Raw genomic sequence first — 24,360 nt, 5'->3', positions numbered from 1 at the left:
AGCCTCAACCACGCGATGTTCGAGCTTGCGTCCGACTACCGCGACCGCGCGATGGCGGCCTATTCGGAGCTTCAGCAGCGCGAGTTCGCAAGCGAAGCCTCGGGCTACACCGCGAGCCGGCACCAGCGAGAAGTCGGCACCGGCTATTTCGATGCGATCGCAACGGCCGTGTCGGGCGGCAAGGCTTCAACGGTTGCGCTCGAACACTCGACCGAAGCCGCGCAATTTCACCCCAGCCAGGCCGTGGCAGCGCAATAGGAGGAAGCGATGGGACAGCGTTACTGGGTCATCGGAGGCGACTTCTCCGATTGTGCGTTCAAGCAGATCGAGCCGGGGACCGAGGTCGTCCACGGGCCGTACAGCGAGCGCCTCAAGGCGCAGATGGAATGGCAGCGGCTGACTTTCCGCGATCACTGCCAGGCGACGACGCGCTACACGATCTGCTCCGAACCTGAGAGGGTCTCAGGTGAGTGAAGTGATGCAGCGCGAGCGCGTTGCGGTACAGCCCTCGCGCGTCGCCGGAGCCGATCAGATCCTGACCGCCTCGGCGATCGAATTCCTCGCCGAGCTGCATGAGCGCTTCAACGATCGTCGGCTCGCGCTGCTCGACAAGAGGACCGACCGGCAACGCCGGTTCGATGCCGGCGAACTCCCCGACTTTCGCGACGACACCCGGGACATCCGGGAGGGAGACTGGAAAGTCGGCAGCATCCCGTCCGACCTTCGCGACCGGCGCGTAGAAATCACCGGCCCGACCAACGCCCGAATGGTCATCAACGCGCTCAATTCCGGAGCACAGGTCTTCATGGCCGACTTCGAGGACGCGACCTCGCCGACCTGGGACGAGCTCATCCAGGGTCAGGTGAACCTGCGCAACCGCTGGCTCGGCGCGCTCGACTTCACGGACCCTGGGACAGGCAAGCATTATGCGCTCGCCGACCATCCCGCCGTGCTCATGGTCCGCCCGCGAGGCTGGCACTTGCCGGAAGCGCACATGGCGATCGCGGGCGAGCCGGTATCGGGCGCCCTGTTCGATTTCGGACTCTACCTCTGGCACAATGCCGAACAGGCGCTTGGCCAGGGCTCGGGGCCCTATTTCTATCTGCCGAAGCTCGAGAGCCGCGAGGAAGCGGCCCTATGGAGCGACGTCTTCGAATTCGCCGAGGAGGCGCTTGGCCTCGATCGCGGAACGATCAAGGCGACGGTGCTGATCGAGACACTGCCCGCGGCGTTCGAGATGGACGAGATCCTGCACGCTCTGCGCGACAATATCGTCGGCCTGAACTGCGGGCGCTGGGACTATATCTTCAGCACCATCAAGCGGCTCGGGCGAACGCCGGAACGGCTGACGCCCGACCGCGCGGCAATGACAATGGATAAGGCGTTCCTTGCTGCTTACTCGCTGCGGCTCGTCGCGACCTGCCATCGCCGCGGCGCCTTCGCGATGGGCGGCATGTCCGCCTTCATCCCGGTGAAGGGCGACGAAGGCGCGAACCAGCTCGCCTTCGACAAGGTTCGCGCCGACAAGCTGCGCGAGGTTCGCAACGGCCATGATGGCACCTGGGTTGCCCATCCGGCGCTGGTTCCAGTCGCCCTTGAAGCATTCGGGGCGATCGACGGCTCGAACCAGATGGCCAGGATGCCCGACCGCGTGCCCGGCCGCGACGACATGCTTCAGCTGCACGAAGGCTCGCGCACCGAAGCGGGAGCCCGCGAGAACATCCGGGTCGGGGTCCAGTATATCGCGGCCTGGCTCGGCGGCAGGGGCGCGGTGCCCCTCTACAACCTCATGGAGGACGCGGCGACGGCGGAAATCTGCCGGACCCAGCTGTGGCAATGGCTTCGCTTCCAGGCGCCTCTGGACGATGGCCGGTGCCTTACCGAGGACCTGCTGGAGCAATGGTTCGACGAGGAAGTCGGACTGCTGGCGGAGGTTCCGAACATCACGCAGGCCTCGCGGCTCATGCACGCCATGATCGTTGCGGAGCAGCCGCCGGAATTCCTTACGTCAGCCGCCTACGACCGTTTGATCGAAGCGGAATAGTCAGGCGTGACTCGTGGCCGGCGCAATCAGGCGCGAGTGCGCTGCATCCATTCAGCGAGGTCGCTGCCCGCGAGGCCGTCGACAATCTCGGCGAAGGTCGCGTCGGTCTCGTCCTGGCCGAGCTTGAAGCGTGCATGAGTTTCGCGAACATGAGCGCGGAAGCCGACGATGTGTTGCTTCAACGCATCGTAGCGCGGGCCCATCCGGGCCGGCGTCCAGGAATCCGCCGAGCCGCCTTCGAGTGCCTCTGCGAGCCGAGCCAGGGCCGTGCCGGTTTCGCCCGGCACGAACTCGATGTCGACCTCGAACCGGCACACCGCATAATTCCAGGTCGGCCCCCACGTTGGATTGGAGACCAGCGCCGGCGAGATGTAGGCCTGCGGCCCCATGCACAGGATGCTCGCTCGCGGATCGGCCTCAAGCGCGGACTGCTGCGGATTGCGTCGGGCGATGTGGCCAAGCAGCGACTGCAGACGCCCATCATCCCCCGTCTCCGGCAGGAGTGGCAGCGGCGTCGCATGCCGTGCCTCGGTCCCGCCGGACACGACCCAGCAGAGGGGGTAGGCTTCGACGAGCCGCGTAATGTCGGCGCCATCCGCGGATGCGAAAATGTCGGTCATCGGCAACCTATGGCTTCGACGAGGCTGACCCGCAATGAATGCGGCTCAGCAGTGGCTCGTTTCCGATCATTCGCCATCGGCGATAATGAAACGAGGTTGGCCGGCAATGCCTACCAAGATCGCATGGCAACTGCATCGTGTCAGGCTCCTCACCGACACTGCAGTTCGCCTCTGAGTGCCGGTCGGCGACTGTCCCGGCCTGAACCAAATCGCTAATTCGGCGGGTTACACTTCATTTAGATTTCCTTCATGCTAAATCAGTTAATCCATCGGCTCGGTGAGGCCGAAGGCGGGTCTTCAATCGAAGCGAAGGCGCCGCGAATATTGTTGCGACCGATGTTCCGCGTCATGGCCGAGGTTGGAGTTTTCATTTTTGCCCGATTCCGTGTCCAGCGCTGAACCGGCCCGGCAGATCTGCGTGATCGGTCTCAGGGGCCTGCCGGACGTGATCGGCGGGATAGAGGCGCATTGCCAGCAACTCTATCCCCGGGTCGTGAAGCAGTCGCCGAACACCCGCGTGACGCTTCTCATCCGGCGCGGCTACACCGAGGCGCGCGACTTCAATTACGACGGGATCGATGTGCGGACGATCTGGTCACCGCACGTATGGGGCGTCGACACCGTCGTCCACAGCTTCATCTCGGTGATCTTCGCCCGTGCTGCCCTCGGCGCGGACCTGGTCCATCTGCATGGGATCGGTCCCGGCTTCTTCTCCCCGCTTGCCCGCCTGCTCGGCTTGCGGACCGTCGTCACCCATCATGCTCGCGATTACCTGCGGCCAAAGTGGCAGGCGGCGGGACAGATCTTCCTTCGCTCGGGCGAGCGCTTCACGTCCCGAGCCGCGGACCGCATCATCTGCGTCAGCAAGGCTTTGCGCGACGAGTTCGTCAGCGCCTTCCCTAATGCGCGGGGCCGCACCAAGGTGATCCCGAATGCAAGCGCGATTACCCCGGTCGAGCAGCGGAGCATCGCGCCTGTCCTGGACCGATTCAACCTGACTCAGGGCGGCTATATCGTCGCCGTCGGCCGGCTTGATGCCGCGAAGGCGTTCGACAACCTGATCGCGGCATTCAAGCGAGCGAACCTTCCGCTCAAGCTGGTCATCGTCGGATCGGAGCTCGGCAATGAGGCACATGCCGCGGAGCTGTGGAAGCAGCGGTCGGAAAAGATCATCTTCACGGGCTTCCAGACAGGTGACGACCTCGCCGCCCTGTACGAGGGCGCGGCCCTGTTCGTTCATCCCTCGAAGCTCGAGGGCTATGGGCTGGTGATCGCGGAAGCGCTCGCGATGGGCCGGCCGTTGATCGTCAGCGACATTCCGCCGCACCTCGAGTTCAAGCTGCCGCCGCAATGCTACTATCGTGCCGGCGATGTCGAAGCGCTGGCGGCGAAGCTCGCCGATCGGCCCTATGACAAATATCAGGCGCCCGAAGCCGCCGCGGCGCTGGCCAGCGTCAGCTGGGACGATATCGCCCGCCAGCATCTCGCCTTGTACGACGACGTGTTGGGACCCGCGCCTGCGATTCCAGCATCGACCACATCGCCACGGCAATCACATCGCTCGAAAAATCCGCCGACCGCGCGCGAGCCTTCGCCGAATAGTGCGCCCGGCGAGCGGGATCGTGGCTGATCGAGCGCAGCGCTTCGGCGAGCGCGGCGGGATCGCCTTCGGGAACCAGGATGCCATGCTCGGCATAGTCGACCTCCCGTTGGTTGAGCCTTGGACGCTCGGCGAGGATTTCCGACGGGCCGGAGCGGCAATCCGTAGCGATAACGGGCAGGCCGAGCACCATCGCTTCGACCATCGCATTGGGGAACCCTTCGTTCGTGGACGCGGACACATAAGCCTCGGCGCGCGCAGTGATTGCGAACGGGTTCGCCGCATAGCCAAGCATGTGAATGCGACCCGATGCGCCCTGGGCATTGATTCGGGCCTGGAGGGCTTCGCGGCAACTGCCTTCGCCGAGGATCACAAGATCGGGCTCGATGCCGGATTGCAGATAGCCGTCGATCAGCACGTGCATCGCCTTGCTCGGCTCGAGCCGGCCGACCGCGACGATGAAGCGCGGAGGCAAGTGGAACTCCGGCGGCCGGGCCCCCTCGGCGCGGATGGCGTCGAGATCATACGGATTGACGATGGTCAGCGTACGGGCCGGGTCGGCGCCGAAGGCTTCGATCATGTCGTCCGAGACGCCCTGCGAGACGCCGACCGCGCGGCCAGCGAGGCGATAGGCGACGCGCGGCAAGATCTTAGCGAGCGCGAGCCGAGCGCCCGTGTATCGGCCCTCGAGGTGCGAGCTGAGGTGCATGCGCTCGCAGACGACGCAGGGAATGTCCAACCAGCGGCAGACGAGGGCGCTGGCTATATTGGCGCGGACGAGGAAGCTGACGACGAGATCCGGCTCCATCCGCCCCAACTCCTTGCGAAGGCCGGCCACGCTGCGCGCCAGCGATCGCCGGCTGTCGAGCACATGCTTGTGGACCCAGGCCGGGAGCTCGCGCATCTCGGGTTCGCGGTCGAGCAGGATCACGTGCACGTCGATCCGCGATCGCCGCTCCCCACCCATTGCGTTCAACAGGTTGACGAGCACGCGTTCGGCGCCGCCGGAGCCCAGCGAGTTGATGACGAACACGAATGTCTGCACGCGCTGCTCCCCCGCCGGGGCAGAGCGTCGCACAGGATTGAGGCCGCCCGCAACCGCGGCTACGCGGACAATCCGTGACCCAGGTGGACGATCTCGTCTCCGTCATCATCCCGGCTTTCAATGCCGCGGAGACGCTCGACGAGACATTGCGGAGTGCGCGCGGGCAGACCCATCGCAACCTCGAGATCATCGTCGTCGACGACGGCTCGACCGACGATACCGCGCGAATCGCGGGTGCGCATGAGGCCTCCGACCCGCGCGTTCGCCTGATTCGCCAGCAGAACAAAGGCCTGCCGGCGACCCGGAACGTGGGTATCGACGCCAGTCAGGGCGCATATATCGCGCCGCTCGATGCCGATGACCTGTGGAGCGCCGACAAGACCGAGCGGCAGCTGGCGGCGCTGCGCGGGTCCAACGCGGCGCTGGCCTATTGCTGGAGCGCGATCATCGACTTGGACAGCCGCATCGTCCACCTCGATTCCCGGGCCGAAGCGGATGGCGACGCGGTCGAGGCGCTGTGCTCCCGCAATATCGTCGGAAATGGCAGCGCACCGCTCATCACGCGAGCGGCGGTCGAGGAGGTCGGCGGCTACGACACGCGCAAGGCGCTTCACGGCTGCGAGGATTATATGTTCTACTTCCGGATCGCCGAGCGCCACCCTTACGCCCTGATCCGCGATTTCCTCGTTGGGTACCGCGACCGGCCGGGAAGCATGTCGGCAAGCTTCGACCGGATGTTGAGCTCACATGCGGCGTGCGAAACGGCGTTCGCCGAGGGTCATCCGGAGCGGCGCCCGCTCTTGCGCGCGAACCGAACGCGGCTGACCCGCTTCATGGCGTCGCGGGCCTGGCGGGCAGGGGATGTGGCGACCGCGGGCCGGCTAGTCGGGCAGATGCTAAGGGAGGATCCGGGCGGCACCCTTGCGAACGCCGCCGATATCCTGGGCCGGAAGTTCAAGCGCGTGATGGGTGCGCGGGGACCGGGTGCAGAGCTGCTGGGCAGGCGTTTCGCGATTGGCGAGCCGGTAGATCAGGCCTCGGCACGCGCCGCCACGATCACCGGGTAGGCGGGGTCGTACGTCTCGAGCTTGGCGCGGCTGACTTCCTCCAGCGCGGCGCCGTGCAGGAAGGCGCTCGCCGAATAAAGGTTGCCGTAGACCTGAAGCGTGAGCTTGCCCGGCTCGAAGCGATCCGAAAGCAAGCGCTGAAGCGCCGGTCCGGTCAGCGACCAGTACCAGGTCGCGTTCCACTCGCCACGGTCGATCGGCGTGATTCCGGGGACGGTGATGAGCGCGACTCCGGCCGGGCGAAGCGCTCGCCTGATTTGCGCGACCGCCTGGCCCATGTCGAAGATCAGGTGCAATGTCTGCGTCAGGATCATGCAGTCGAAGGCCGCGCTCGGCAGCACCGACGGATCGCACAGGTCGCCGATGATCGTGGCGCCGGGGTGATCCGGGTCGACGTGAAGCACGTCCTGCTGCGTCACGCGCTTGCCGCCGAACTGCCGCGAGTAGCTGTCGTCGCCGATCTCGAGAACGCGGCCGCGGATGTCGGCGGCGTTGGCTGCAAGGAAGGCCTCGATATAATGGCGGTCGACGGGCGTGCCGCGATCAAAGCCGAATTCCGCGCTGAGCGGAACGGTGCTGGCTAGCCGGCCGACCGACATGGCAAGGCGGCCGCGCGCGCGGCGAAGCGTGCTCCTCACCCTTCGAGCACCCGCCGAAGCCGCGCTGGACTCCAGTTGCCGACCTGGATGCGCGGGAGTGCGAAGGGCCTGGACTCCGCCGTCACGAACGCGTGGTCGGTCGTGCACGCGCAATCGAATCCCGCCTCTTCGGCCAGCTTCTCGGACTCCGCGTCGAAGTCGCCATAGGGATAAGCCATGGTCGCCGGCCTTTGCTCAGTGAGGGCCTCGCATTGCTCGACGCTGTCGACGATCTCATGCCGTTTTTCGCTCGAATCGAGGCAAGGCAGCGAGGGGTGGGTAAGTGCATGCGCGCCGAACTGCATGATCGCGGACTTCGCCGCGCGGGCCTCGGCGACGGTCATCGGGCGGTGGGAGGGACGGGCGACGTCATCGGCGCCCAGGTCCTTGCGAAGCGTCAGCACGGCGGCGCGAAGATCGGCCGGAGACTTGACCCGCAGCTTCGCCCAGACGGCGTGGAAGGCCTTCTGCCGATCGGTCCGTGGCGCTGCGTTCGGCGGCCAGTCCCGGTCAGCCTCGCGGCGCGGACCCAGCGGGATCGTCTCGCCATCGACGGCCACCTCGGTCGCGGCGGAGGCCATCACCATCCGCTCGATATCGTCCCACCAGAATTCCTCGCCCTGCTCGATCAGCTCGGGCGGAACGAAGACGGTCGCGGGCAAGCCGCTTGATTTCAACATCGGCGCCGCGACCTGGGCGACGCAGGCATAGGCATCGTCGAAGGTGATCGCGACTGCGTCGGACGGCAGCTGTCGCTCGCGATGAAGGCGAACGAAGTCCGGGAGCGGCAGGACCGTCCGGTGGCTCCGTAGCCAGTCGAGATGCCGAGCGAAAATGGACGGCGAGACCGCGAGCTCCCACGGATCAAAAGTCTCGTCGGCAATGCGATGGTACATCAGGATCGCCGGCCGGCGGCGAGGGCGCAGCCGCCTCAGCACCCGTCTGGCGGCGCCCCGGGCGAGCCGCACCGGCCCTCTGCGATCGCCGGCCATGCTTGACCACCCCATCCAAATCCTGCCCAATGACACTAGCGCCACGGGGGTCAGGATCAAGCATGGTGGTCAAGGGTGAACATCCCGCCAACGAGTCCGGCGAGATCGTGATCGTGCCGCCGCGCGGCCTGCCGATGCCGCGGCTGCGCGAAACTGGCGGGAACCTGGGCCTCCTATGGTTCTTCGTTCTGCGCGACGTGAAATCCCGCTACTCGCAAACGCTTCTGGGCATTGGCTGGGCCGTGCTCCAGCCGCTTCTGACGACCTTGATCTTCTGGGCAGTGTTCGGCCACGTCATCCACGTGCCGACCGGCCGTGCGTCCTATCCGTTGTTCGCGCTTGCGGGCCTGTGCATCTGGAATCTGTTCAGCCAGGGCATGACCGGCGCCGCCGGATCGGTCCTCGCCAACCAGAACCAGGTCACGAAAATCTATTTCCCTCGACTGATCATTCCGCTCGCCGCGGTCGCCGTGACTTTGCTGGATTTCGCGATCAGCCTGGTCCTGCTCGTCATCGTCGCGGTGGCGACGGGTTCGGGCCTTGGCGGGCCGTTGCTGCTTGCGCCACTGTTTGTCCTGCTGGCAGCGGCGGTCGCGACCGGGGTCGGATCGGCACTCGGCGCGCTCAACGTCCTTTATCGCGACGTTCGTCACCTCGTCGGCTTTCTTGCCCAGCTATGGCTGGTCGCGACTCCGGTCGCCTATCCCGCGAGCCTGATTCCCGACCGTTGGCGCTGGCTTGCCGGCCTCAACCCGATGGCAGGCATCGTCGAGGGTTTTCGATGGTCCGTGCTTGGCACGCCCGCGCCGGACATGATGCTGCTCGTCACTTCGGCCGCCACGTCCGTCGTGGTCTTGATCGTGGGTGTGATGCTGTTCAGCGCGCTGGAGGACAGGTTCGCCGATGTGATCTAGCCGTCGCGGTCGACCTCGTGCCGCCAGTCGAGGCGGGGGCGGATGACGCCGTGCCACTTGCCGTACCAGCCATCCCGGTCCTCACCGGTGTCGAGCACCTCGAACGCCAGCAGGTTGGGCAGGTCGAGGACCATTTCGCCGTCTCGATAGAGATGCAAGGCAAGCCGATAGCTGCCGTCATTGAGCAGGCCGCCGGGGATGGTCACGGCCAACCGGTGGGTCCCGGCGGACCAGTCTGCCAATCCCTGCGGCGGGCCCACGTCGAACACGATCGTGCCCTCGTCGTTGATCAGTTGTACGCCGATCCCGCTGATCGCGGCCGCTGCGGCGGAATGGATCGCGAATTCGGCGTCGATGGGAGTGCGCAGGTCGATCGGCGCGGACGGCTCGCCGCCCTGAGCGCGAACCCGTGCGCCCCTTAGCTCCAGCTCTCCCGAGCGGGGTCCATGGCCCTCTGCCCACAGGCGCTCCCCGGGAGAGTCCGACTCCCCCGCCGACTGCAAATAGGCGCTCAGCACCCGGCGCGTGTCACCGTCGGCGACGACGCGGCCCTTGTCGATCCAGATCGTCCTTGGGCATAGCGCCTGCACCGCCGTCAGGTTGTGGCTGACGAACAGGATGGTCCGGCCTTCGTGCGCGACCTCGTCCATCCGGGCGAGGCATTTCCTCTGGAAGGCGACGTCGCCGACCGCGAGCACCTCGTCGATCAGCAGGATTTCGGCCTGGAGGTGGGCAGCGACCGCGAAGGCGAGCCGCAGGTACATGCCGCTTGAGTAGCGCTTCACCGGCAGGTCGATGAACTCCTCGACGCCGGCGAAGGCAACGATCTCATCGAACTGTCGGCGGACGTCAGCGCGGCTCATTCCCAGCAGAAGGCCGTTCATGAAGACATTATCCCGGCCGCTGAGCTCGGGGTGGAAGCCGGTGCCAACCTCCAGCAGCGATCCGACGTGGCCGCGGATCCGCACCGAGCCTTCCGTCGGCGGAGTGATCCGCGAGAGGATCTTGAGCAGAGTGCTCTTGCCGGCCCCGTTGTTGCCGACGAGCCCGACGATCTCGCCTTCTCCAACCGTGAAGTTGGTGTCGCGCAACGCCCAGAAGCTGCCTTTGCCGGACACACGGCGACGAAAGGCCGAGCCGATCGCCTCGCGCAAGTTGGTGGCGGCGGCCGCGCCCAGCCGATAGCGCTTGCCGAGATCGGTGACTTCGATCGCCGGAGCGGTCATTCGATCACCGGTCCGAGAGCCGCTTTGCCTCGCCCGGAATGCCGGAGACGCGCCGCGACGCGCCGCCTGAGCCGTTCGATGCGCAGGCCAAGATAGCCAAGCCGCTCGCCGGGCGTGAGGCCGGCCAGGCTGCCGCTCACCAGCGCTCGGGCAATGCGCAGCGCGCGCCGGGAGGGGCCCAGGCGTCCCTCGTTTCCGAGATAGCGCTCCGTCCAGTCCAGGAACTCGGCGCGGGCCGGATGGACTCGCATCCGGTGATAGTCGCCCGAACCCTCTGCCGCCGCCGACGTCGACTGATCATGCTGCCGGTAGATCGACGTCAGATGTCTCCCCAGGACCGCTGGATAGCGGGCGAACAGCTTCACCCACAAGCTCTGGTCCTCGTAGAGCGCAAGCCGCTCCTCGAAGCCGCCCACCGCCCGGACGGCGTCGCGGCGCACAAGGACCGCGCAGATGCAGGGGACCTCGTCGCGGTTCAGGAGGATCAGGTCATTGAGTAGGGCAGGCGGCTGGTGGGCGCCGGTCGCGACATGCTGTACCGCGTCGATCCAGTCCGCCTGTTCGCGGCCTGGATGCCACCAGCGCGCGGCGCCCGTGATCAGCGCCGCATCCGGATGCTCGCTCGCCAGCGCAAGCTCGCATTCGAGCTTGTCAGGCACGAGCAAGTCGTCGGCATCGAGGAAGGCCACGAACTCGCCGCGCGCCTGCTCGAGCCCGAGATTGCGAGCCGCAGCAGCGCCGGTGCGGCCGGGGGTGGTGGACAGCAGGCGAATGCGCTTGTCGAGGCGGGCGTAATCGGCCGCGATGTCGGGGCCGTGGTCGGTCGAGCGGTCGTCGACCAGCAACAGCTCCCATTCGCCGACGCTTTGCGCCAGCACACTCTCGATCGCCTGGCGCAGATATGCCGCCGCATTGCGATAGGCCGTGACGATCGAGACCTTCGGACTCATCTCCTGATCATCCGCTTCGCCCGGCGCGCCGCGATCCGCGACTGCAGCTTGAGCTTCGTCCGGCCCAGCGCCGCTCGGTCGCGGAGGGGCGCCCCGGCATGGCCGAGATAGGCGGACAACGCGCTGAGATAGCGCAGATGCGCTCGGTCGATCGCAAGGCCGTCGACGTTCGATGCCGACGCCGACGCCGCGTGCTGGCGGTACCTGGCCCAGCAGCGCGACGAGACGTGGACCGGATAGCGGGCGAGCAACTTCGCGAACAGCAGCTGGTCCTCGAACATGCCCCTGAGACTCGGATCGGCTCCGCCGACGGCAAGCAGCGCGTCGCGCCGCATCATTGCATTGCAGGTCGTCGGCGTCTGGTACCGGTTGACGAGCAGCTGCCGAAACAGCCGTCCCGGCGGGTAGGTGCGGTCCGGCGTCACGCCGAGCCCGTACATGAAATCGTCGCCAGAGCCGTCCCAGCTGCGCCAGATCATGGTGCGGCCATAGACCATTGCCGTCGAGGGCTCGCAATCGAGGATCGCGGCCTGCTCCGCGATCTTGCCGGGCAGCCACAAATCGTCGGCGTCGAGGAAGGCGACGTAGGCGCCGCGCGCGGTCTCGATGCCGAGATTGCGGCTGGCGCTCATGCCTAGATTGACGCGGCCGGGATGCGTGACCATCCGAGCGCGGCCACCGAAGCCGCGCACGATCTCGGATGTGCGGTCGGTCGAGCCATCGTCGACGACAATAAGCTCGAAGCTCGGCCCGTCCTGGAGCAGGATACTGTCGACGGCATCGCGGATGAAGGTCTCGCCATCGCGGACGATGATGATCGCCGAGACTTCGGGCGTCATCGTCGTCCCAGCCGCCGAGCGCCCTTGCCCAGCAGATATGCGGGAGCGAGCGTCGCCAGGGATGCGAGCTGCCGCAGCGCCCGGACGTTCAGGCCGGTGTCCTTGAGCTGGCTGATCCACTGGTCGACGTAATGGGCCTTCCACTCCTCAATGCTGGCCTGCCAGTCGCGCGTCTTGCCGCGCGCCTGCGCCGTCGGCGCGATGCGGCGCATGACGCGCAGCGCCGCACGAAGCATGAAGGCGGGGTCGCGAGACATGTTGCTGTCGTGCTGACGATAGTCCGCAAGCACATCGCGGCAGCAGGCGACTGGACGATCCGCCGCGAGACGCAGGTAGAGATCGTAATCCTCGCAGGCACGAAGCTCTTCGGCAAAGCCGTTCGCGGCCTCGAGCGCGCTCCGGCGGTACAGGACGGTCGCGTGCATTCCGATCGGATTGAGGTGGAGCATCGCACCAAAGCTTTCGCGCGGGACCGGGCGGAAGGGGACCTCGGCGATGCGTCCGGACGGCCAGTAGCGATTGGCATAGGCGCCATAGTTGAATGCCGCGTCCGGGTGAGCGGCGAGCTGCCGGCAGCCGACCTCGATCGCAGTGGGCCGGAGCCAGTCGTCGGCGTCGAGGAAGGCGACGAACGGGCTCGATGTCGCTCGCCAGCCGGTGTTGCGGGCGGCCGCGAGTCCGCGGTTGTCCTGGCGTATGAGGTGGACCGAAGGATATTTCGCCGTCACCGTCTCGGGATCGTCGGTCGAACCGTCATCGACCACGACGATCTCGGCGGGCGCGACGGTCTGCGAAAGCACGCTGTCGATCGCTTCGCCGAGAAAGCGCGCGTGATTGTAGGTCGTGATCACGACCGCGGCGTCGCTGGAATCGGTCATCGGACGGGGTAGCCCGCTGTGCGCAACCAGGCGATTGACCGCTGCATCGCGTCCTGGTGGCTCACGATTGGCCGGTAGCCAAGCAACCGCTCAGCCCTGGCATTTGAAGTATGCACTGTGTTCGACTGCAGCAAAGCCATCTCGCGCGAATAAGGCGCGATGCTGCGGAGACCCGGCAGCTTTCGCAATGGCCGCAGCTTGCGAGTCCATGACGATGCAGGGCCCAGTGCTTCGGCAAGGCTCGGGCGGCGGACCGCGCGGGCAGGCAGTCCGAGCGCATCGGCAACGGGAAGGATGAGATCCGCCCAGGTCAACCGCTCGGCATCGTTGACGAAGACGGCGCCCTCAGGCGTTGCGCCGAATCCAAGCGCAACGCCGATCGCGTGCACGAGATTGTCGACATAGACCGCGTTGCATGCACCGGGCGCATCGCGGACGAGGAACGCCTCACCGGAGAGAAGCTCGTCGGCGATCCCGTCGGTCCAGCGTGAACGAGGTCCGTAGACGATGCCGGGGCGCAGGATGACCACCTCGACGTGAGCGGCGGCAGTCAAGGATTGCATCAGCCCCTCGGCGTCGGCCTTGGCGGAATTGTAGGCGAACGGCTGCTCGCTCGGGAACAGGCTGTCCTCGGTCGTTCCTTCGGCAAGCGACTGTCCGTGGACTGCCTGGCTGCTCAGGTGAACGATGCGGCGCACGCCCGCGGCTTGGGCGGCGCGGACGATCGGTCCGCACACGCCGGTGATCGTCGCCGGCGGGCCCGCAATCGCGGCAACGACAGCGTCGCAGCCTTCGAAGGCGCGCTCAAGGCTGGGCTGGTCCAGCGCGTCGGCGACGACCCCTCCCGGCATTGCACGCCGGACCACGGGGACCACTTCGCAGCCATCTTCGCGCAGCATCTCGACCGACCGAGTGCCGATAAACCCCGCGGCGCCAAGGATCGCGACGCGCTGCATGCTCACCGGTCCAGGCCGAGCAGGATTCGCAGGGCATCGCGCAGGGTGGGAGCGCTCGGCTGGAACCGCAGCGCCATCGCCAGATGCGCCCGCATCGCTGCGGCATCGTGCTTCCGCGCGAACTCGCGCGCATTGCCAAGTGCGGTTCGCGCATAGGCCCGGCGCGCCGAGCGGGTGATGTCTTGGGCGCGCTCCCGCGGCAGAAGAGGCTTGAACAGCCGGATCGCGCTCAGCGTATGCCGAAGTTCCGACGCGTCGCGGAAATGCGCGGCGGTCGTGGAGCTGGAATGCTGGCGGTAGGAAGCGAGCAGGCGCGGTTCGTACCAGACGCGAAATCTGGCCGCGATCCGGACCCACATCTCCCAGTCCTCGGCACAATCGAGCCTCGGGTCGAACCCGCCGAGCCGTTCATAGGCCGAGCGCCGGACCGCGATGGAAGGGGTAACGATCCGTTGTTCGCTGGCAAGACGCGCCAGGGCGTCGTGCAGCGGCCCGGCGGTCTCGCGCTCCGCTTCCGCGACCGCAGTGACCTTGCCGCGCTCGTCGATCGTCTGCCAGCGACAGAAGGCCGCACCGATCCCCGGATCGCTTCCAAATCCCTGATCGAGCGCATCGTAGAAGCCCGGGAAGACGGTGTCGTCGCCATGCAGCAGGTGGACGATCTCCCCTCTGGATTGCTGAAGGCAGGTGGCGAAATTGGCGACTTGTCCGACATTCCGCTCCTGGCGGAAGTAGTCGACGCGGCCCTTGCCCACGTCCTCGACCACCGTCTTCACATGGTCCGTCGAGGCGTCGTCGACGACCTCGATCTGCATCCGCTCGGGACCGGGAGCCTGCGCAAGCACCGACCGCAGCGTCTCGCCCAGGAAGGCCGCGCAATTGTAGGCCGGGATCATCACGGACCAGCGCGGCCGCTCGGTGCCCTCGGGCACGGGCTCGATGATGGCGCGCGTTGTCAAAGGCTGCGAGCGAGTCCGCGGAGCCAGGACCGCCAGCCAACCCCGGCTCCGACGCCACCGCTCTTGAGCGCGTGCCAGGCCGCGGCTCGGGCGAGCGCCTTATCGCCCTGCGCGCCGTAAGCGGTCGCCCAGCCATCGAAATAGCGGGCGGCGCCGGCTGCGGCGACCGGCTGATGACGCTTGCCCAGGCCCGACCTCATGATCTCGTATACTCGCGCAGTCGCGTCGAGCTTGTCGCGGCGCGGAAGCGAGGAGAAGCAGCCGCCGTCGTGCAGTCGATAGGCACCGACCGCCTCGTCGACGAAGCGGATGGGGCCATGCTCGGCGGCGGCGAGGTAGAGCGGCCAGTCGGTGATCATCGGCGTATGCGTCGGCCTGCCTAGCGTCGCATACCAGTCGCCCACCGATGTTAGCGCGGATCGCCTCAACATGCCGGCGCAGGTCGCGAACGGGTTGCCCTCCCAAAGTTCGGCAACGCCGGTCCGCTCGGCCTGGCGAGCGGGTGTCCAGCGCTCCTCGGTCGGCGTGGGAGCTTCGCCGCGCACGATCAGCGCGTTGTGGAAACAGGCCGACAGCGCGGGATCGGCATCGAGGATCGCAACCTGCCGAGCGAGCTTGTCATCTGCTATCCAGAAGTCGTCGCCATCCAGGATGGAGACATAGCGCCCGCGGGCCGCCCGGATCGCGCGGAGGATGGTCTCGTTGGACCCGAGGTTCTCATGGGACGCGATGATGCGCGCGCCCGGACGGCCAGCCAGCTTCTCCCTGACGATATCGAGCGTGCGGTCGGTCGAATGGTCCTCGCTGACAACGATCTCGAAGCGTGTGCCCTGCTGCATCAGAACGCTGTCGAGACTTCGTCCGACGAAGGCTTCGTGATTGTAGGTGATGAGGAGCACCGACACGTCGGGGTGCGTACCGGGTGGATCCTGGCCTCTGATCTCCGAAGTGTCGAACGTCATGGGCGCGACTATGATGAAGAGCAGGAACGTCGGCAATCGCCAGTAGCGCGGGAGCCGGCCCGAAGGGTGTCTCTGCATTGCCAAGGCCGGGCCGATGCCCGACAGTGGCCTCCATGACCGCCGACATCCATGTGCTCAACGGCCCCAACCTCAACCTGCTCGGAGAGCGCGAACCGGAAATCTACGGCACGGCGACGCTGGCCGATGTCGAGCGGGCCTGCCGCGAAATCTGCTCGGCCGCGGGCCTCGAGCTAAGCTTCCACCAGACAAACAGCGAAGCCACGCTGATCGAGCAGATCCAGGCGGCTCGCGCGTCGGCGGGGATCGTTATCAACCCGGCGGGCTGCTCCTATTCGGTGCCGGTGCTGGACGCGCTCAAGGCGTGCAGCGCGCCCATCGTCGAGGTGCACATCAGCAACATCCACGCGCGCGCGGAAGCCTGGCGGGCGGAGACGCTGACGACAGCGGCCGCAACCGGCTTGATCTCCGGTCTTGGCATCCGCGGCTATGGGCTGGCGCTCCAGTTCCTGCTGGATAACCGTGGCCGGCAATGACGCCGGTCAGCCCGGCCGTTCCATCTCTCTCGTCGGCTTCATGGGCGCCGGCAAATCGAAGATCGGACGCCTGCTGGCGGACCGTCTCGAACTGCCCTTCGTCGACATCGACCAGGCGATCGAGACGGCGAGAGGGATGAGCGTCGCAGCGATTTTCGCGGCGCAGGGCGAGGCCGGATTCCGCGCCGCTGAACGGCAGGCGATCGCGGACCTGCTCGATGGCGAGCCCAGTGTGATCGCGCTAGGCGGCGGCGCCTTCGTCGATCCGGACAGCCGCGCCAGGTTGAACGCCAGGAGCATTACGGTGTGGCTCGACCCGCCCTTCGAAATCCTGCTGTCTCGCCTCGCGCGCTCGACCGCCCGCCCGCTGGCGGCAGGGCGGAGCGAGAGCGAATTGCGCGCGCTGTGGCAGGATCGCCGAACGAGCTATGCCGAGGCCCAGGTTCGAATTGTCACTTCGGATGGCGATCCGCAGGGCTTCGTCGACGAGATCGTCGCCCGGCTGGGCTAGGCCAGCTCGCCCAGCACGTTCTGAAGGATGCGCTGGCCGGTGGGGGTCAGAACTGACTCCGGATGGAATTGCACGCCGATCTGCTTCGCGTCCCGATCACTGATGGCCATCGCCATGCCATCGATTTGGGCATGCACGCGAAATCGAGCGGGAGGGTTGGGCGTGCCGAGCGAGTGGTAGCGTCCGATCTTCAACGGATTAGGCAAGCCGGCGAACGGTCCCTGCCCGTCATGGTAGAGCAGCGACGCCTTGCCGTGCACCGCACTGCTCGCCCGCACGACCTCGCCGCCGGCCTCCATCACCATGGCCTGTTGGCCAAGGCAGACGCCGAATAGCGGCACCTTGCCCTTGGCGAGCCCGATCAGTTCGACGCAGCAGCCGGCATTTTCGGGACGGCCAGGCCCAGGCGATATCAGGATCATCGAATCGGACTCGACGGCCTCGGCGAGCGCGTCCTCGGCGGGGACCTCGTTGCGCAGGGTTCGGACGGTTGCTCCCAACCGCTCCAGCGCCTCGACGATATTGAAGGTGAAGCTGTCATGATTGTCGATCATCAGGACGTTGCGGCTCATCGCACCTGCTCCCCGGCGATGGCAGTGAGGACGGCCGATGCCTTGCGCCGAGTCTCGTCGGCTTCGGCGACCGGGTCGGAATCATGGACGATCCCCGCACCCGCGCGGACGTGCGCGGTGCCATTCCTGACCAGGGCCGAGCGGATGACAACGCCAGTATCCATCAGCCCCTCACCATTCAGCCAGCCGATCGCCCCGCCGTAGGCTCCGCGGCGAGTGCGCTCGTAGCGCCGCAGAAGCTCGGTCGCCTTGAGCTTTGGCGCACCGGACAGCGTACCGACGTTGAGGCAGGCCTGAAGCGCGTGAAGTGCGTCGAAGCGAGGAGCGAGCACGCCCTTCACCGAGCTGACGAGGTGCATGACCCGGGCATATTTCTCGAGAGTCATCAGGCGGTCGACGTGGCGAGTGCCCGGTTCGCTGACACGGGCGACGTCGTTTCGGGCGAGGTCCACCAGCATCATGTGCTCGGCCGCTTCCTTCTCGTCGAGCCGCAGGTCGGCTTCCATCCGATTGTCCTGGTCGCCGTCCTGGCCGCGCGGGCGCGTGCCGGCGATTGGCTTTACCTCGAGCACCGCCTTGCCGCGCTCTCGGGTCACTCTGACCGACGTTTCGGGAGACGCTCCGAACAGGACCGAATCGGCCATCGACACGAAGAACATGTAGGGGCTGCGATCCAGCGCCCGGACGCGGGCGAAGGCGGAGAGTGGATCGGGGCAGTGGGCGCTGAAGGTCCGGGAAGCGACGATCTGATAGACGTCGCCGGCGAGGACATGCTCCTTGAGCTTCAGGACCGCGGCGGCGAAATCCTCGTCGGACTGGTCCACGGAGACGGTCGCCGCGGCGCCTGGAGCGGCGCTGACCTGGCGAACGTCTGATGCCCGGAAGGCCAGGTCGGACAATCGATCGATCGCCGAGTTGCGGCTTCGCCGGTCCTGCTCCGGATCGCCGGAGTTGAACGAGGTGCAAAGCAGGCGGGGCGTCATCCGCGGCTCGGCAATGACTGCCGACTGCGCCAGCCAGAAGATGAAATCGGGAAAGCCGGTCAGATCCTCGGCATTGGCGGGTAGGTCCTCGAAAAAGTCGACGTGATCGAATCCGACGACCCCTGCGAGACAGATCGTCATCGGCTCTTCGGGCGTATCGATGGCGAGTGCGGTGATGGTGCGCAGGACGTCGAACGGAGAAGGCGCGCGCAGCCGGACTTCGGCATCGACGGCGGCCGAGCGCTCGTAGCGCAGGATCAGCCGGTCGGAAGCCCGTTCAGCGACATGCACGGCAAGCTTGCGCTCGACGATATCGAGCACTGGCTCGCCGTCTACCGACAGGGCCGTGAGCACGACCTCTCCTCCGCGGCACTCGATCCGGATCGCGGCGCGATCGACAATGAGGTTTCGGCCGGCGGTCGTCTCGATCATCAGCGTATCGGCCCGGCGGCCGCCATCGCTGAGCTCGGCGTAAAGCGCCAGCAGGTCGACGGGGGTGGGAAGCCGCCGGCTGATCGACCGGGCGGAGCCGACCGTCACGTCCGCCGGCGCATTCATGCGAGGTCCCGGCCGACTGCGGCGAGGACCGGGCGAAGCGTCTCCATCAGGGCCTGGAACTGGTGCGGATAGAGCGACTGCGCACCGTCGGACCAGGCGTCGACCGGATTGTGGTGGACCTCGATCAGCAGGCCGTCGGCGCCGCAGGCCGCGGCGGCGAGTGCCATTGGCGCAACCAGGTCGCGGACGCCCGTTCCGTGCGAAGGGTCGACGAACACCGGCAGATGAGTCTTCTGCTTCATGTAGGCGACGGCGTTAAGGTCGAGCGTGTTGCGCGTCGCGGTCTCGAACGTCCGGATGCCGCGCTCGCACAGGATGACCTGCTCATTGCCGGCCGCGAGCAGATATTCCGCGGCGAGGAGAAGCTCCTCGACCTTCGCGGACAGGCCGCGCTTCAGCAAAACAGGCTTGGTGACCTTGCCAAGCGCCTTCAGGAGCGCGAAATTCTGCATGTTGCGGGCGCCCACCTGGAGCATGTCCGCCTTCTCGGCGACCGCTTCGACGTCGGCAGTGTCCATGATCTCGGTGATGACGGGCAGACCGAGCTCATCACCGACCGCACGTAGGGTCGCCAGCCCCTCCGGTCCGTGGCCCTGGAACGAATAGGGGCTGGAACGGGGCTTGTAGGCCCCCGCGCGGATGCCGATCGCCCCGGCCGCGGCAACGGCCGAAGCGCTCTCGCGCAGCCGCTCCTCGGTCTCAACCGCGCAAGGGCCGGCGATCACCGCAAAGGCGTTTCCGCCGATTACGGTGCCGCCGAAGCGGACGACCGTGTCGTGCGGGTGCATCTCGCGGCTGACGAGCTTGTACGGCGACAGGATGGGCTTCAGCGATTCCACCATCGGGTGGCCATCGAGGCCGAGCTGGCCGAGCACCCGCTCGTCGCCGAGAGCCCCGAGCACGATCCGCTCGGTACCCGGCATGTAGAGCGGCTTCAGCCCCTTCTCCTCGATCCGGCCCAGGATTTCGCGGGCGGTCTCTTCACTGGCTTCACGCTTGAGAACGATGATCATTGTATCTGGTGTCCATGGGATCGAGGGCATGAAAAAACCCGCCGGGTCGCGGCGGGTCCTGGAAGGCTAGGCTGGAGAGAAGCTCTCTTCCGCTATCCGTTCGTGGCGCGCGCCGCATGTGTGGCTGGGGACCAGCGCCACCACCAGGACATTGCGGAGCGAACTTGAAGCATCGCGAGCGATAATGCGGTCCGTCGGAGGGCTGGTCAACCTCCGTTTCGGAAAATGGAAGGGAGCGGGGCGGTTGTGAGCGGCGGGCTTCGGCGGTAGCGGACAGGCCACATGAGCGACCTCCTCGAACTCTCGTCGACCGAACGGCTGGTCGCGTCGCGGTCGACGCCGCTGTCGGGAGACATCGACGTGCCGGGCGACAAGTCGATGTCGCACCGCGCCCTGATCCTCGGGGCGCTTGCCAGTGGCGAGACGCGGATTGCCGGGCTGCTAGAGTCCGCGGACGTGCTCCACACCGCCGAGGCGCTGCGGGCCTTCGGCGCCGACGTCGAACGGCGCGAGCCCGGCCTGTGGCGCGTTCGCGGCGCTCGCTGGCAAAGCCCGGACCGACCGATCTATTGCGGCAACAGCGGCACCGGCGCCCGGCTCATGATGGGCGCTGCGGCGGCATTCCCGATCGCTGTCACGTTCACAGGCGATGCTTCCCTCAGCAGCCGGCCGATGGAGCGCGTCGCGGCGCCACTGCGCGCAATGGGCGCGCGTACCGAGGGGGACAGGCTGCCGGTGACGATCCGGGGCGGCAATCTCCGGGGCATGCGCTTCGTCAACGACAAGGCCTCGGCGCAGGTGAAGTCGGCGATCCTCCTCGCGGGACTCGGTGCCGATGGACCCGTCGAAGTCGTCGAGCCCATGCCCAGCCGCGACCATAGCGAGAACATGCTTCGAGCCTTCGGTTGCGATGTCGAGAGCAACGGTGGCGTGATCCGCCTTGGCGCCAGGAGGGAACTGCGCGGAACGACGGTTCTCATTCCCGGCGATCCGTCCTCGGCAGCCTTCGCGGTGGTCGCGGCGCTGATCGTCCCCGGATCGCGCGTCACCGTCCGCAACGTGATGGTGAATCCACTTCGCAGCGGGCTCATCAGGACCTTGCGCGAGATGGGCGCCGACATCGTCACGTCCAATCGCCGGCTCGAGGGCGGGGAGGAAGTCGCCGATCTGACGGTCTCCGCCTCTCGGCTGCACGCAGTCGAGGTTGCGCCCAAGCGGGCGCCGTCGATGATCGACGAATATGTGATCCTTGCCGTCGCCGCGGCTTTTGCTGAAGGGCGCACCGTGATGCGCGGCCTTGCCGAGCTTCGGGTCAAGGAAAGCGACCGGCTGGCCGCCATCGTCGCCGGCCTTGGCGCCTGCGGGGTCGAGGCTCGGGAGGAGGACGACAGCCTGGTGGTCGAAGGAGATGGCCGCCCGCCTCCGGGAGGAGCAGACGTGCAGGCATCGGGCGACCACCGCGTCGCCATGAGCTTCCTCGTCATGGGGCTGGGCGCGACAAGGCCCGTCGCGGTCGACAGCGCCGGGATGATCGCGACCAGTTTTCCCGGCTTCGTGCCGCTGATGCGCTCGCTTGGGGCGTCCATCGCATGAGCCTCAACAGTTTCGGGCGATTGCTGCGAGTGACCACCTGGGGCGAAAGCCATGGGGAAGCGATCGGCGCTGTCGTCGACGGCTGCCCGCCGCGACTGGCGCTGAGCGAAGCCGACATCCAGCCGTGGCTCGACAGACGGCGTCCGGGCGCGAGCCGCCATACGACGCAGCGGCGCGAGGCCGACCGGGTCCGGCTTCTGTCCGGGACGTTCGAGGGCCAGACGACGGGGACGCCGATCAGCCTGGTGATCGAGAACGAGGACAGGCGCACGAAGGACTATTCGGAGGTGGCGAACGCCTATCGGCCCGGCCACGCCGACTACACCTATGACGCCAAGTACGGCATTCGTGACTGGCGCGGGGGCGGGCGAAGCTCGGCGCGGGAGACGGCGGCCAGGGTCGCGGCCGGGGCGATCGCCCGGCTGATCGTGCCCGAGGTGCGAGTCCGCGGCTACCTGGTCGAGCTGGGCGGCGATGCGATCGATCGGTCGGCCTCCGATTGGGAGGCAGTCGAAGCGAATCCGTTTCACTGTCCGGATGCCGGCGCGGCGGAACGGTGGGCAAGCGCGCTCGATGACGCCCGGAAGGCGGGCTCCTCGCTTGGCGCCGTGGTCGAGTGTGTTGCCGACGGTGTTCCCGCGGGCTGGGGAGCGCCCGTTTACGCGAAGCTCGACGGTGAGCTCGCCGGGGCGCTGATGTCGATCAATGCTGCCAAGGGCGTCGAGATCGGCGAGGGCTTTGCCGCTGCCCGGCTGCGGGGCGAGGAGAATGCCGACGCGATGCGCGCTGGTCCGGCCTTCCTCGCCAACCATGCCGGCGGAATCCTCGGCGGCATCTCGACCGGCCAGCCGGTCGTCGCGCGCGTGGCGTTCAAGCCGACCTCGTCGATCCGGACGCCGGTGCAGACAATCGACACGGAGGGCCATGAGACGGAAATCTCAACCCGCGGGCGGCATGACCCCTGCGTCGGCATCCGCGCGGTGCCGGTGGTCGAGGCGATGATGGCGCTGGTGCTTGCCGACCAGAAGTTGCTTCACCGGGCCCAGTGCGGCTGAGCGCATGGACCGGGTCACCGTCAGCCTCGGCGAGCGAAGCTACCGCATTCTGATCGGCAATGGCCTGGTCGATCGCGCAGGCGATCATCTGGCTGGGTTCACGCGCAATGGCCGGCTTCTGGTCGTTAGTGACGAGACCGTATGGAGTACGCTCGGCGCACGGCTCCAGACCGGCCTGGGCGACATTGAAGCGGTGCCGGTCATCGTGCCGGCCGGCGAAGACAGCAAGAGCTGGGCGGGCCTTCGCTTCGTCGTCGACAGCCTTTTGTCCGCCGGTGTCGAGCGAAGTGATCATGTCGTTGCATTTGGCGGCGGAATGGTAGGCGACCTCGCGGGCTTTGCTGCCGCCATCGTCAATCGCGGCTGCCGATTCATCCAGGTCCCGACGACGCTTCTCGCACAGGTCGACAGCTCGGTCGGAGGCAAGACCGCGATCAACGTCGCTGCAGGGAAGAACCTGGTTGGCGCATTCCACCAGCCCTCGCTGGTGCTGATCGACCCCCTGTTGCTTGGCACGCTCGACGACCGGCAACTTCGGGCAGGTTATGCGGAGATCGTCAAATATGGGCTGATCGAAGACCGACCGTTCTTCGAATGGCTGGAGGAGCAGGGCGGCGCTGTCCTTGCGGGCGAGCCCGCTGCCCGAACGAAGGGCATCACGATCGCGGTGAACGGCAAGGCTCGCATCGTCGAGGAGGACGAGCGTGAGACCTCCGGTCGCCGAGCACTCCTCAATCTCGGCCACACTTTCGGCCACGCCCTGGAGGCGGAGACGGGCTACTCCGATCGGCTGCTTCACGGCGAAGCCGTTGCGCTCGGTTGCGTGCTAGCCTTCGACTTCTCGGTCGAGCGAGACGTGTGCGCTGCCGAGGATGCGGCGCGGGTCCGCCGCCATTTCGTCGCCTCGGGTCTTCCGGCCACTTTGTCGGAGCTGGGACTTGCCGGCATCGGCGATAGGCTCGCAGCCCACATGGTCCACGACAAAAAGCGCGAGGGCGGCCGAACGACCTTCATCCTTGCGCGGAGCATCGGCCAGGCCGTCATGGACAAGGCGATCGAGCTCGCCGACGTCGCTCGCTTCCTCGAACGCGCGCGCTAGCATGGGCGTGCCCTACGCCGAGGTTATCGGCGATCCCGTAGCGCATTCGAAGTCGCCGCTCATCCACCACTATTGGCTGACCGGCCTCGACCTGCCGGGTGAGTATCGACGGACGCGAGTTCGTCCCGGCGAGCTTGCCGAGTTCCTGCGGGAGCGTCGCGCGGACCCCGACTGGCGTGGTTGCAACGTCACCGTCCCGCACAAGGAAGCGATTCTCGCGTATCTCGATCGGATCGACGGCGACGCGGCGCAGATTGGCGCGGTCAATTGCGTTGTGCCCAGACCGGAGGGTCTCGTGGGATATAACAGCGACATCGAAGGAGTCGTGGCGGCGCTGAACGGTGTTGAGCTTGCGGGCGCAAAAGCAGCGCTGGTCGGCGCCGGCGGCGCGGCGCGTGCCGCCCTGGCCAGTCTGACGGCGTGTGGCGTCCGCGAAGTGGCGATCGTTGCCCGCAATCCCGAGAAGGCGGATTGCCTGGGACCGCTAGCCGCTCAGGCCAGGCTCGTCGTCGGAAGTTTCGACCAGTGCCGGACGCTGTTCGCTGAAGCCTCCGTCATCATCAATGCCAGCCCGCTCGGCATGGAGGGGTGCCCGCCAATGCCGAACGCGGTGCTTGCGGCTGTGTCGAGGCTTCCTGCGGCGACGGTTTTCGACATGGTGTACAGCCCGATCGAGACCCGCTTCCTCGCGGCTGCTCAGGGGCGGCGCGTCAATGGCCTCGCAATGCTCGT

At 66.9% G+C, this 24,360-nt stretch carries 24 protein-coding genes and 2 pseudogenes; 12 read left to right on the top strand and 14 right to left on the bottom strand.

The features are described from left to right. From JOZ79_RS00425 to aceB, 3 genes and pseudogenes are all read left to right on the top strand, one after another. Window positions 1–258: pseudogene (locus JOZ79_RS00425) on the top strand (isocitrate lyase); the annotation flags it as partial. Between the two features lie 9 nt (window positions 259–267). Then, window positions 268–474 carry a hypothetical protein gene (locus tag JOZ79_RS00420; RefSeq protein ID WP_294069050.1) on the top strand — a complete coding sequence of 69 codons (207 nt, stop codon included), beginning with the start codon at window positions 268–270 and terminating at the stop codon, window positions 472–474. Beyond that, window positions 467–2,044 carry a malate synthase A gene (gene aceB, locus JOZ79_RS00415; protein ID WP_294069048.1) on the top strand — a complete coding sequence of 526 codons (1,578 nt, stop codon included), beginning with the start codon at window positions 467–469 and terminating at the stop codon, window positions 2,042–2,044. Before JOZ79_RS00420 ends, aceB begins: the two co-directional genes overlap by 8 nt. A gap of 26 nt (window positions 2,045–2,070) precedes the next feature. On the opposite strand, the gene JOZ79_RS00410 is transcribed toward aceB, so the two are convergent. Continuing rightward, window positions 2,071–2,664 carry an FMN-binding negative transcriptional regulator gene (locus JOZ79_RS00410; protein ID WP_294069045.1) on the bottom strand — a complete coding sequence of 198 codons (594 nt, stop codon included), beginning with the start codon at window positions 2,662–2,664 and terminating at the stop codon, window positions 2,071–2,073. Between the two features lie 277 nt (window positions 2,665–2,941). On the opposite strand from JOZ79_RS00410, the pseudogene JOZ79_RS00405 reads away from it, so the two are divergent. Beyond that, a pseudogene (locus tag JOZ79_RS00405) lies at window positions 2,942–4,051 on the top strand (glycosyltransferase family 4 protein); the annotation flags it as partial. A gap of 67 nt (window positions 4,052–4,118) precedes the next feature. Here the strand turns inward: JOZ79_RS00405 and JOZ79_RS00400 are convergent. Further along, window positions 4,119–5,309: a glycosyltransferase gene (locus JOZ79_RS00400; protein ID WP_294069043.1), complete on the bottom strand. Its 1,191-nt coding sequence runs from the start codon at window positions 5,307–5,309 to the stop codon at window positions 4,119–4,121. A 74-nt stretch (window positions 5,310–5,383) separates the two neighbouring features. On the opposite strand from JOZ79_RS00400, the gene JOZ79_RS00395 reads away from it, so the two are divergent. Next, window positions 5,384–6,376 (top strand): glycosyltransferase family A protein, encoded by a 993-nt coding sequence (locus JOZ79_RS00395; RefSeq protein ID WP_294069041.1) that lies wholly within the window; start codon window positions 5,384–5,386, stop codon window positions 6,374–6,376. Here JOZ79_RS00395 and JOZ79_RS00390 read toward each other — a convergent pair. Further along, the gene (locus JOZ79_RS00390; RefSeq protein ID WP_294069039.1) at window positions 6,340–7,014 is read right to left on the bottom strand and encodes a methyltransferase domain-containing protein; all 675 of its coding nucleotides are present in this window, start codon (window positions 7,012–7,014) and stop codon (window positions 6,340–6,342) included. The two genes, JOZ79_RS00395 and JOZ79_RS00390, sit on opposite strands and share 37 nt — an antisense overlap. Beyond that, window positions 7,011–8,006 carry a polysaccharide deacetylase family protein gene (locus JOZ79_RS00385; RefSeq protein WP_294069037.1) on the bottom strand — a complete coding sequence of 332 codons (996 nt, stop codon included), beginning with the start codon at window positions 8,004–8,006 and terminating at the stop codon, window positions 7,011–7,013. Before JOZ79_RS00385 ends, JOZ79_RS00390 begins: the two co-directional genes overlap by 4 nt. Window positions 8,007–8,068: 62 nt before the next feature. On the opposite strand from JOZ79_RS00385, the gene JOZ79_RS00380 reads away from it, so the two are divergent. Then, window positions 8,069–8,920: an ABC transporter permease gene (locus tag JOZ79_RS00380; protein ID WP_294069034.1), complete on the top strand. Its 852-nt coding sequence runs from the start codon at window positions 8,069–8,071 to the stop codon at window positions 8,918–8,920. Here the strand turns inward: JOZ79_RS00380 and JOZ79_RS00375 are convergent. Genes JOZ79_RS00375 through JOZ79_RS00345 form a run of 7 tightly spaced genes read right to left on the bottom strand, consistent with a single transcriptional unit; the run spans window position 8,917 to window position 15,768 of the window. Continuing rightward, window positions 8,917–10,146, bottom strand: coding sequence for a polysaccharide ABC transporter ATP-binding protein (locus JOZ79_RS00375; RefSeq protein WP_294069031.1), 1,230 nt, complete (start codon window positions 10,144–10,146; stop codon window positions 8,917–8,919). The genes JOZ79_RS00380 and JOZ79_RS00375 overlap by 4 nt on opposite strands. After that, a complete protein-coding gene (locus JOZ79_RS00370) occupies window positions 10,143–11,096 on the bottom strand; it encodes a glycosyltransferase family A protein (RefSeq protein ID WP_294069028.1) in 954 nt (317 codons plus the stop codon). Before JOZ79_RS00370 ends, JOZ79_RS00375 begins: the two co-directional genes overlap by 4 nt. Further along, window positions 11,093–11,935, bottom strand: coding sequence for a glycosyltransferase family A protein (locus JOZ79_RS00365; RefSeq protein ID WP_294069025.1), 843 nt, complete (start codon window positions 11,933–11,935; stop codon window positions 11,093–11,095). Before JOZ79_RS00365 ends, JOZ79_RS00370 begins: the two co-directional genes overlap by 4 nt. Beyond that, a complete protein-coding gene (locus tag JOZ79_RS00360) occupies window positions 11,932–12,813 on the bottom strand; it encodes a glycosyltransferase (RefSeq protein WP_294069022.1) in 882 nt (293 codons plus the stop codon). The genes JOZ79_RS00365 and JOZ79_RS00360 overlap by 4 nt, the downstream gene beginning before the upstream one ends. Next, window positions 12,810–13,769 (bottom strand): NAD-dependent epimerase/dehydratase family protein, encoded by a 960-nt coding sequence (locus tag JOZ79_RS00355; protein ID WP_294069053.1) that lies wholly within the window; start codon window positions 13,767–13,769, stop codon window positions 12,810–12,812. The genes JOZ79_RS00360 and JOZ79_RS00355 overlap by 4 nt, the downstream gene beginning before the upstream one ends. Window positions 13,770–13,771: 2 nt before the next feature. After that, window positions 13,772–14,701 (bottom strand): glycosyltransferase, encoded by a 930-nt coding sequence (locus tag JOZ79_RS00350; RefSeq protein ID WP_294069019.1) that lies wholly within the window; start codon window positions 14,699–14,701, stop codon window positions 13,772–13,774. A gap of 23 nt (window positions 14,702–14,724) precedes the next feature. Beyond that, the gene (locus JOZ79_RS00345) at window positions 14,725–15,768 is read right to left on the bottom strand and encodes a glycosyltransferase family 2 protein (protein ID WP_294069016.1); all 1,044 of its coding nucleotides are present in this window, start codon (window positions 15,766–15,768) and stop codon (window positions 14,725–14,727) included. 35 nt (window positions 15,769–15,803) lie between these two features. Here JOZ79_RS00345 and JOZ79_RS00340 point away from each other — a divergent pair, with 35 nt between their 5' ends. Together JOZ79_RS00340 and JOZ79_RS00335 are read left to right on the top strand one after the other, a co-directional pair. Then, window positions 15,804–16,244, top strand: coding sequence for a type II 3-dehydroquinate dehydratase (locus JOZ79_RS00340; RefSeq protein ID WP_294069013.1), 441 nt, complete (start codon window positions 15,804–15,806; stop codon window positions 16,242–16,244). Further along, window positions 16,231–16,755 (top strand): shikimate kinase, encoded by a 525-nt coding sequence (locus tag JOZ79_RS00335; protein WP_294069010.1) that lies wholly within the window; start codon window positions 16,231–16,233, stop codon window positions 16,753–16,755. The genes JOZ79_RS00340 and JOZ79_RS00335 overlap by 14 nt, the downstream gene beginning before the upstream one ends. Here the strand turns inward: JOZ79_RS00335 and JOZ79_RS00330 are convergent. Genes JOZ79_RS00330 through aroF form a run of 3 tightly spaced genes read right to left on the bottom strand, consistent with a single transcriptional unit; the run spans window position 16,752 to window position 19,881 of the window. Continuing rightward, window positions 16,752–17,327, bottom strand: coding sequence for an aminodeoxychorismate/anthranilate synthase component II (locus tag JOZ79_RS00330; RefSeq protein WP_294069007.1), 576 nt, complete (start codon window positions 17,325–17,327; stop codon window positions 16,752–16,754). The genes JOZ79_RS00335 and JOZ79_RS00330 overlap by 4 nt on opposite strands. Then, a complete protein-coding gene (locus JOZ79_RS00325) occupies window positions 17,324–18,868 on the bottom strand; it encodes an anthranilate synthase component 1 (protein ID WP_294069004.1) in 1,545 nt (514 codons plus the stop codon). The genes JOZ79_RS00330 and JOZ79_RS00325 overlap by 4 nt, the downstream gene beginning before the upstream one ends. After that, complete coding sequence (gene aroF, locus JOZ79_RS00320) at window positions 18,865–19,881, bottom strand: 3-deoxy-7-phosphoheptulonate synthase (RefSeq protein WP_294069001.1); 1,017 nt, start codon at window positions 19,879–19,881, stop codon at window positions 18,865–18,867. Before aroF ends, JOZ79_RS00325 begins: the two co-directional genes overlap by 4 nt. Window positions 19,882–20,163: 282 nt before the next feature. On the opposite strand from aroF, the gene aroA reads away from it, so the two are divergent. The 4 genes from aroA to JOZ79_RS00300 all read left to right on the top strand — a co-directional run. After that, window positions 20,164–21,474, top strand: coding sequence for a 3-phosphoshikimate 1-carboxyvinyltransferase (gene aroA / locus JOZ79_RS00315; protein WP_294068998.1), 1,311 nt, complete (start codon window positions 20,164–20,166; stop codon window positions 21,472–21,474). Beyond that, complete coding sequence (gene aroC / locus JOZ79_RS00310; protein WP_294068995.1) at window positions 21,471–22,529, top strand: chorismate synthase; 1,059 nt, start codon at window positions 21,471–21,473, stop codon at window positions 22,527–22,529. Before aroA ends, aroC begins: the two co-directional genes overlap by 4 nt. A 4-nt stretch (window positions 22,530–22,533) precedes the next feature. Next, window positions 22,534–23,628 (top strand): 3-dehydroquinate synthase, encoded by a 1,095-nt coding sequence (gene aroB / locus JOZ79_RS00305; RefSeq protein ID WP_294068992.1) that lies wholly within the window; start codon window positions 22,534–22,536, stop codon window positions 23,626–23,628. A gap of 1 nt (window position 23,629) precedes the next feature. Continuing rightward, window positions 23,630–24,360, top strand: a 731-nt coding sequence (locus JOZ79_RS00300; protein ID WP_294068989.1) for a shikimate dehydrogenase, incomplete at its 3' end; no start/stop codon positions are given.

The organism is Sphingomonas sp. (assembly GCF_019242355.1).
In the GTDB taxonomy this organism is placed as follows: Bacteria; Pseudomonadota; Alphaproteobacteria; order Sphingomonadales; family Sphingomonadaceae; genus Sphingomicrobium.
This window is presented reverse-complemented; position numbering and strand designations above follow the sequence as displayed.

What these genes read in the sequence shown, in the direction of transcription:
- JOZ79_RS00420 (WP_294069050.1), top strand. Translation starts at nt 268, where the DNA reads ATGGGACAGCGTTACTGGGTCATCGGAGGCGACTTCTCCGATTGTGCG.
- JOZ79_RS00325 (WP_294069004.1), bottom strand. Translation starts at nt 18,868, where the DNA reads ATGAATGCGCCGGCGGACGTGACGGTCGGCTCCGCCCGGTCGATCAGC.
- JOZ79_RS00360 (WP_294069022.1), bottom strand. Translation starts at nt 12,813, where the DNA reads ATGACCGATTCCAGCGACGCCGCGGTCGTGATCACGACCTACAATCAC.
- JOZ79_RS00410 (WP_294069045.1), bottom strand. Translation starts at nt 2,664, where the DNA reads ATGACCGACATTTTCGCATCCGCGGATGGCGCCGACATTACGCGGCTC.
- JOZ79_RS00355 (WP_294069053.1), bottom strand. Translation starts at nt 13,769, where the DNA reads ATGCAGCGCGTCGCGATCCTTGGCGCCGCGGGGTTTATCGGCACTCGG.
- JOZ79_RS00330 (WP_294069007.1), bottom strand. Translation starts at nt 17,327, where the DNA reads ATGAGCCGCAACGTCCTGATGATCGACAATCATGACAGCTTCACCTTC.
- JOZ79_RS00365 (WP_294069025.1), bottom strand. Translation starts at nt 11,935, where the DNA reads ATGACGCCCGAAGTCTCGGCGATCATCATCGTCCGCGATGGCGAGACC.
- JOZ79_RS00375 (WP_294069031.1), bottom strand. Translation starts at nt 10,146, where the DNA reads ATGACCGCTCCGGCGATCGAAGTCACCGATCTCGGCAAGCGCTATCGG.
- aroB (WP_294068992.1), top strand. Translation starts at nt 22,534, where the DNA reads ATGGACCGGGTCACCGTCAGCCTCGGCGAGCGAAGCTACCGCATTCTG.
- JOZ79_RS00380 (WP_294069034.1), top strand. Translation starts at nt 8,069, where the DNA reads ATGGTGGTCAAGGGTGAACATCCCGCCAACGAGTCCGGCGAGATCGTG.
- JOZ79_RS00385 (WP_294069037.1), bottom strand. Translation starts at nt 8,006, where the DNA reads ATGGCCGGCGATCGCAGAGGGCCGGTGCGGCTCGCCCGGGGCGCCGCC.
- aroC (WP_294068995.1), top strand. Translation starts at nt 21,471, where the DNA reads ATGAGCCTCAACAGTTTCGGGCGATTGCTGCGAGTGACCACCTGGGGC.
- aroF (WP_294069001.1), bottom strand. Translation starts at nt 19,881, where the DNA reads ATGATCATCGTTCTCAAGCGTGAAGCCAGTGAAGAGACCGCCCGCGAA.
- JOZ79_RS00345 (WP_294069016.1), bottom strand. Translation starts at nt 15,768, where the DNA reads ATGCAGAGACACCCTTCGGGCCGGCTCCCGCGCTACTGGCGATTGCCG.
- JOZ79_RS00370 (WP_294069028.1), bottom strand. Translation starts at nt 11,096, where the DNA reads ATGAGTCCGAAGGTCTCGATCGTCACGGCCTATCGCAATGCGGCGGCA.
- aroA (WP_294068998.1), top strand. Translation starts at nt 20,164, where the DNA reads ATGAGCGACCTCCTCGAACTCTCGTCGACCGAACGGCTGGTCGCGTCG.
- JOZ79_RS00340 (WP_294069013.1), top strand. Translation starts at nt 15,804, where the DNA reads ATGACCGCCGACATCCATGTGCTCAACGGCCCCAACCTCAACCTGCTC.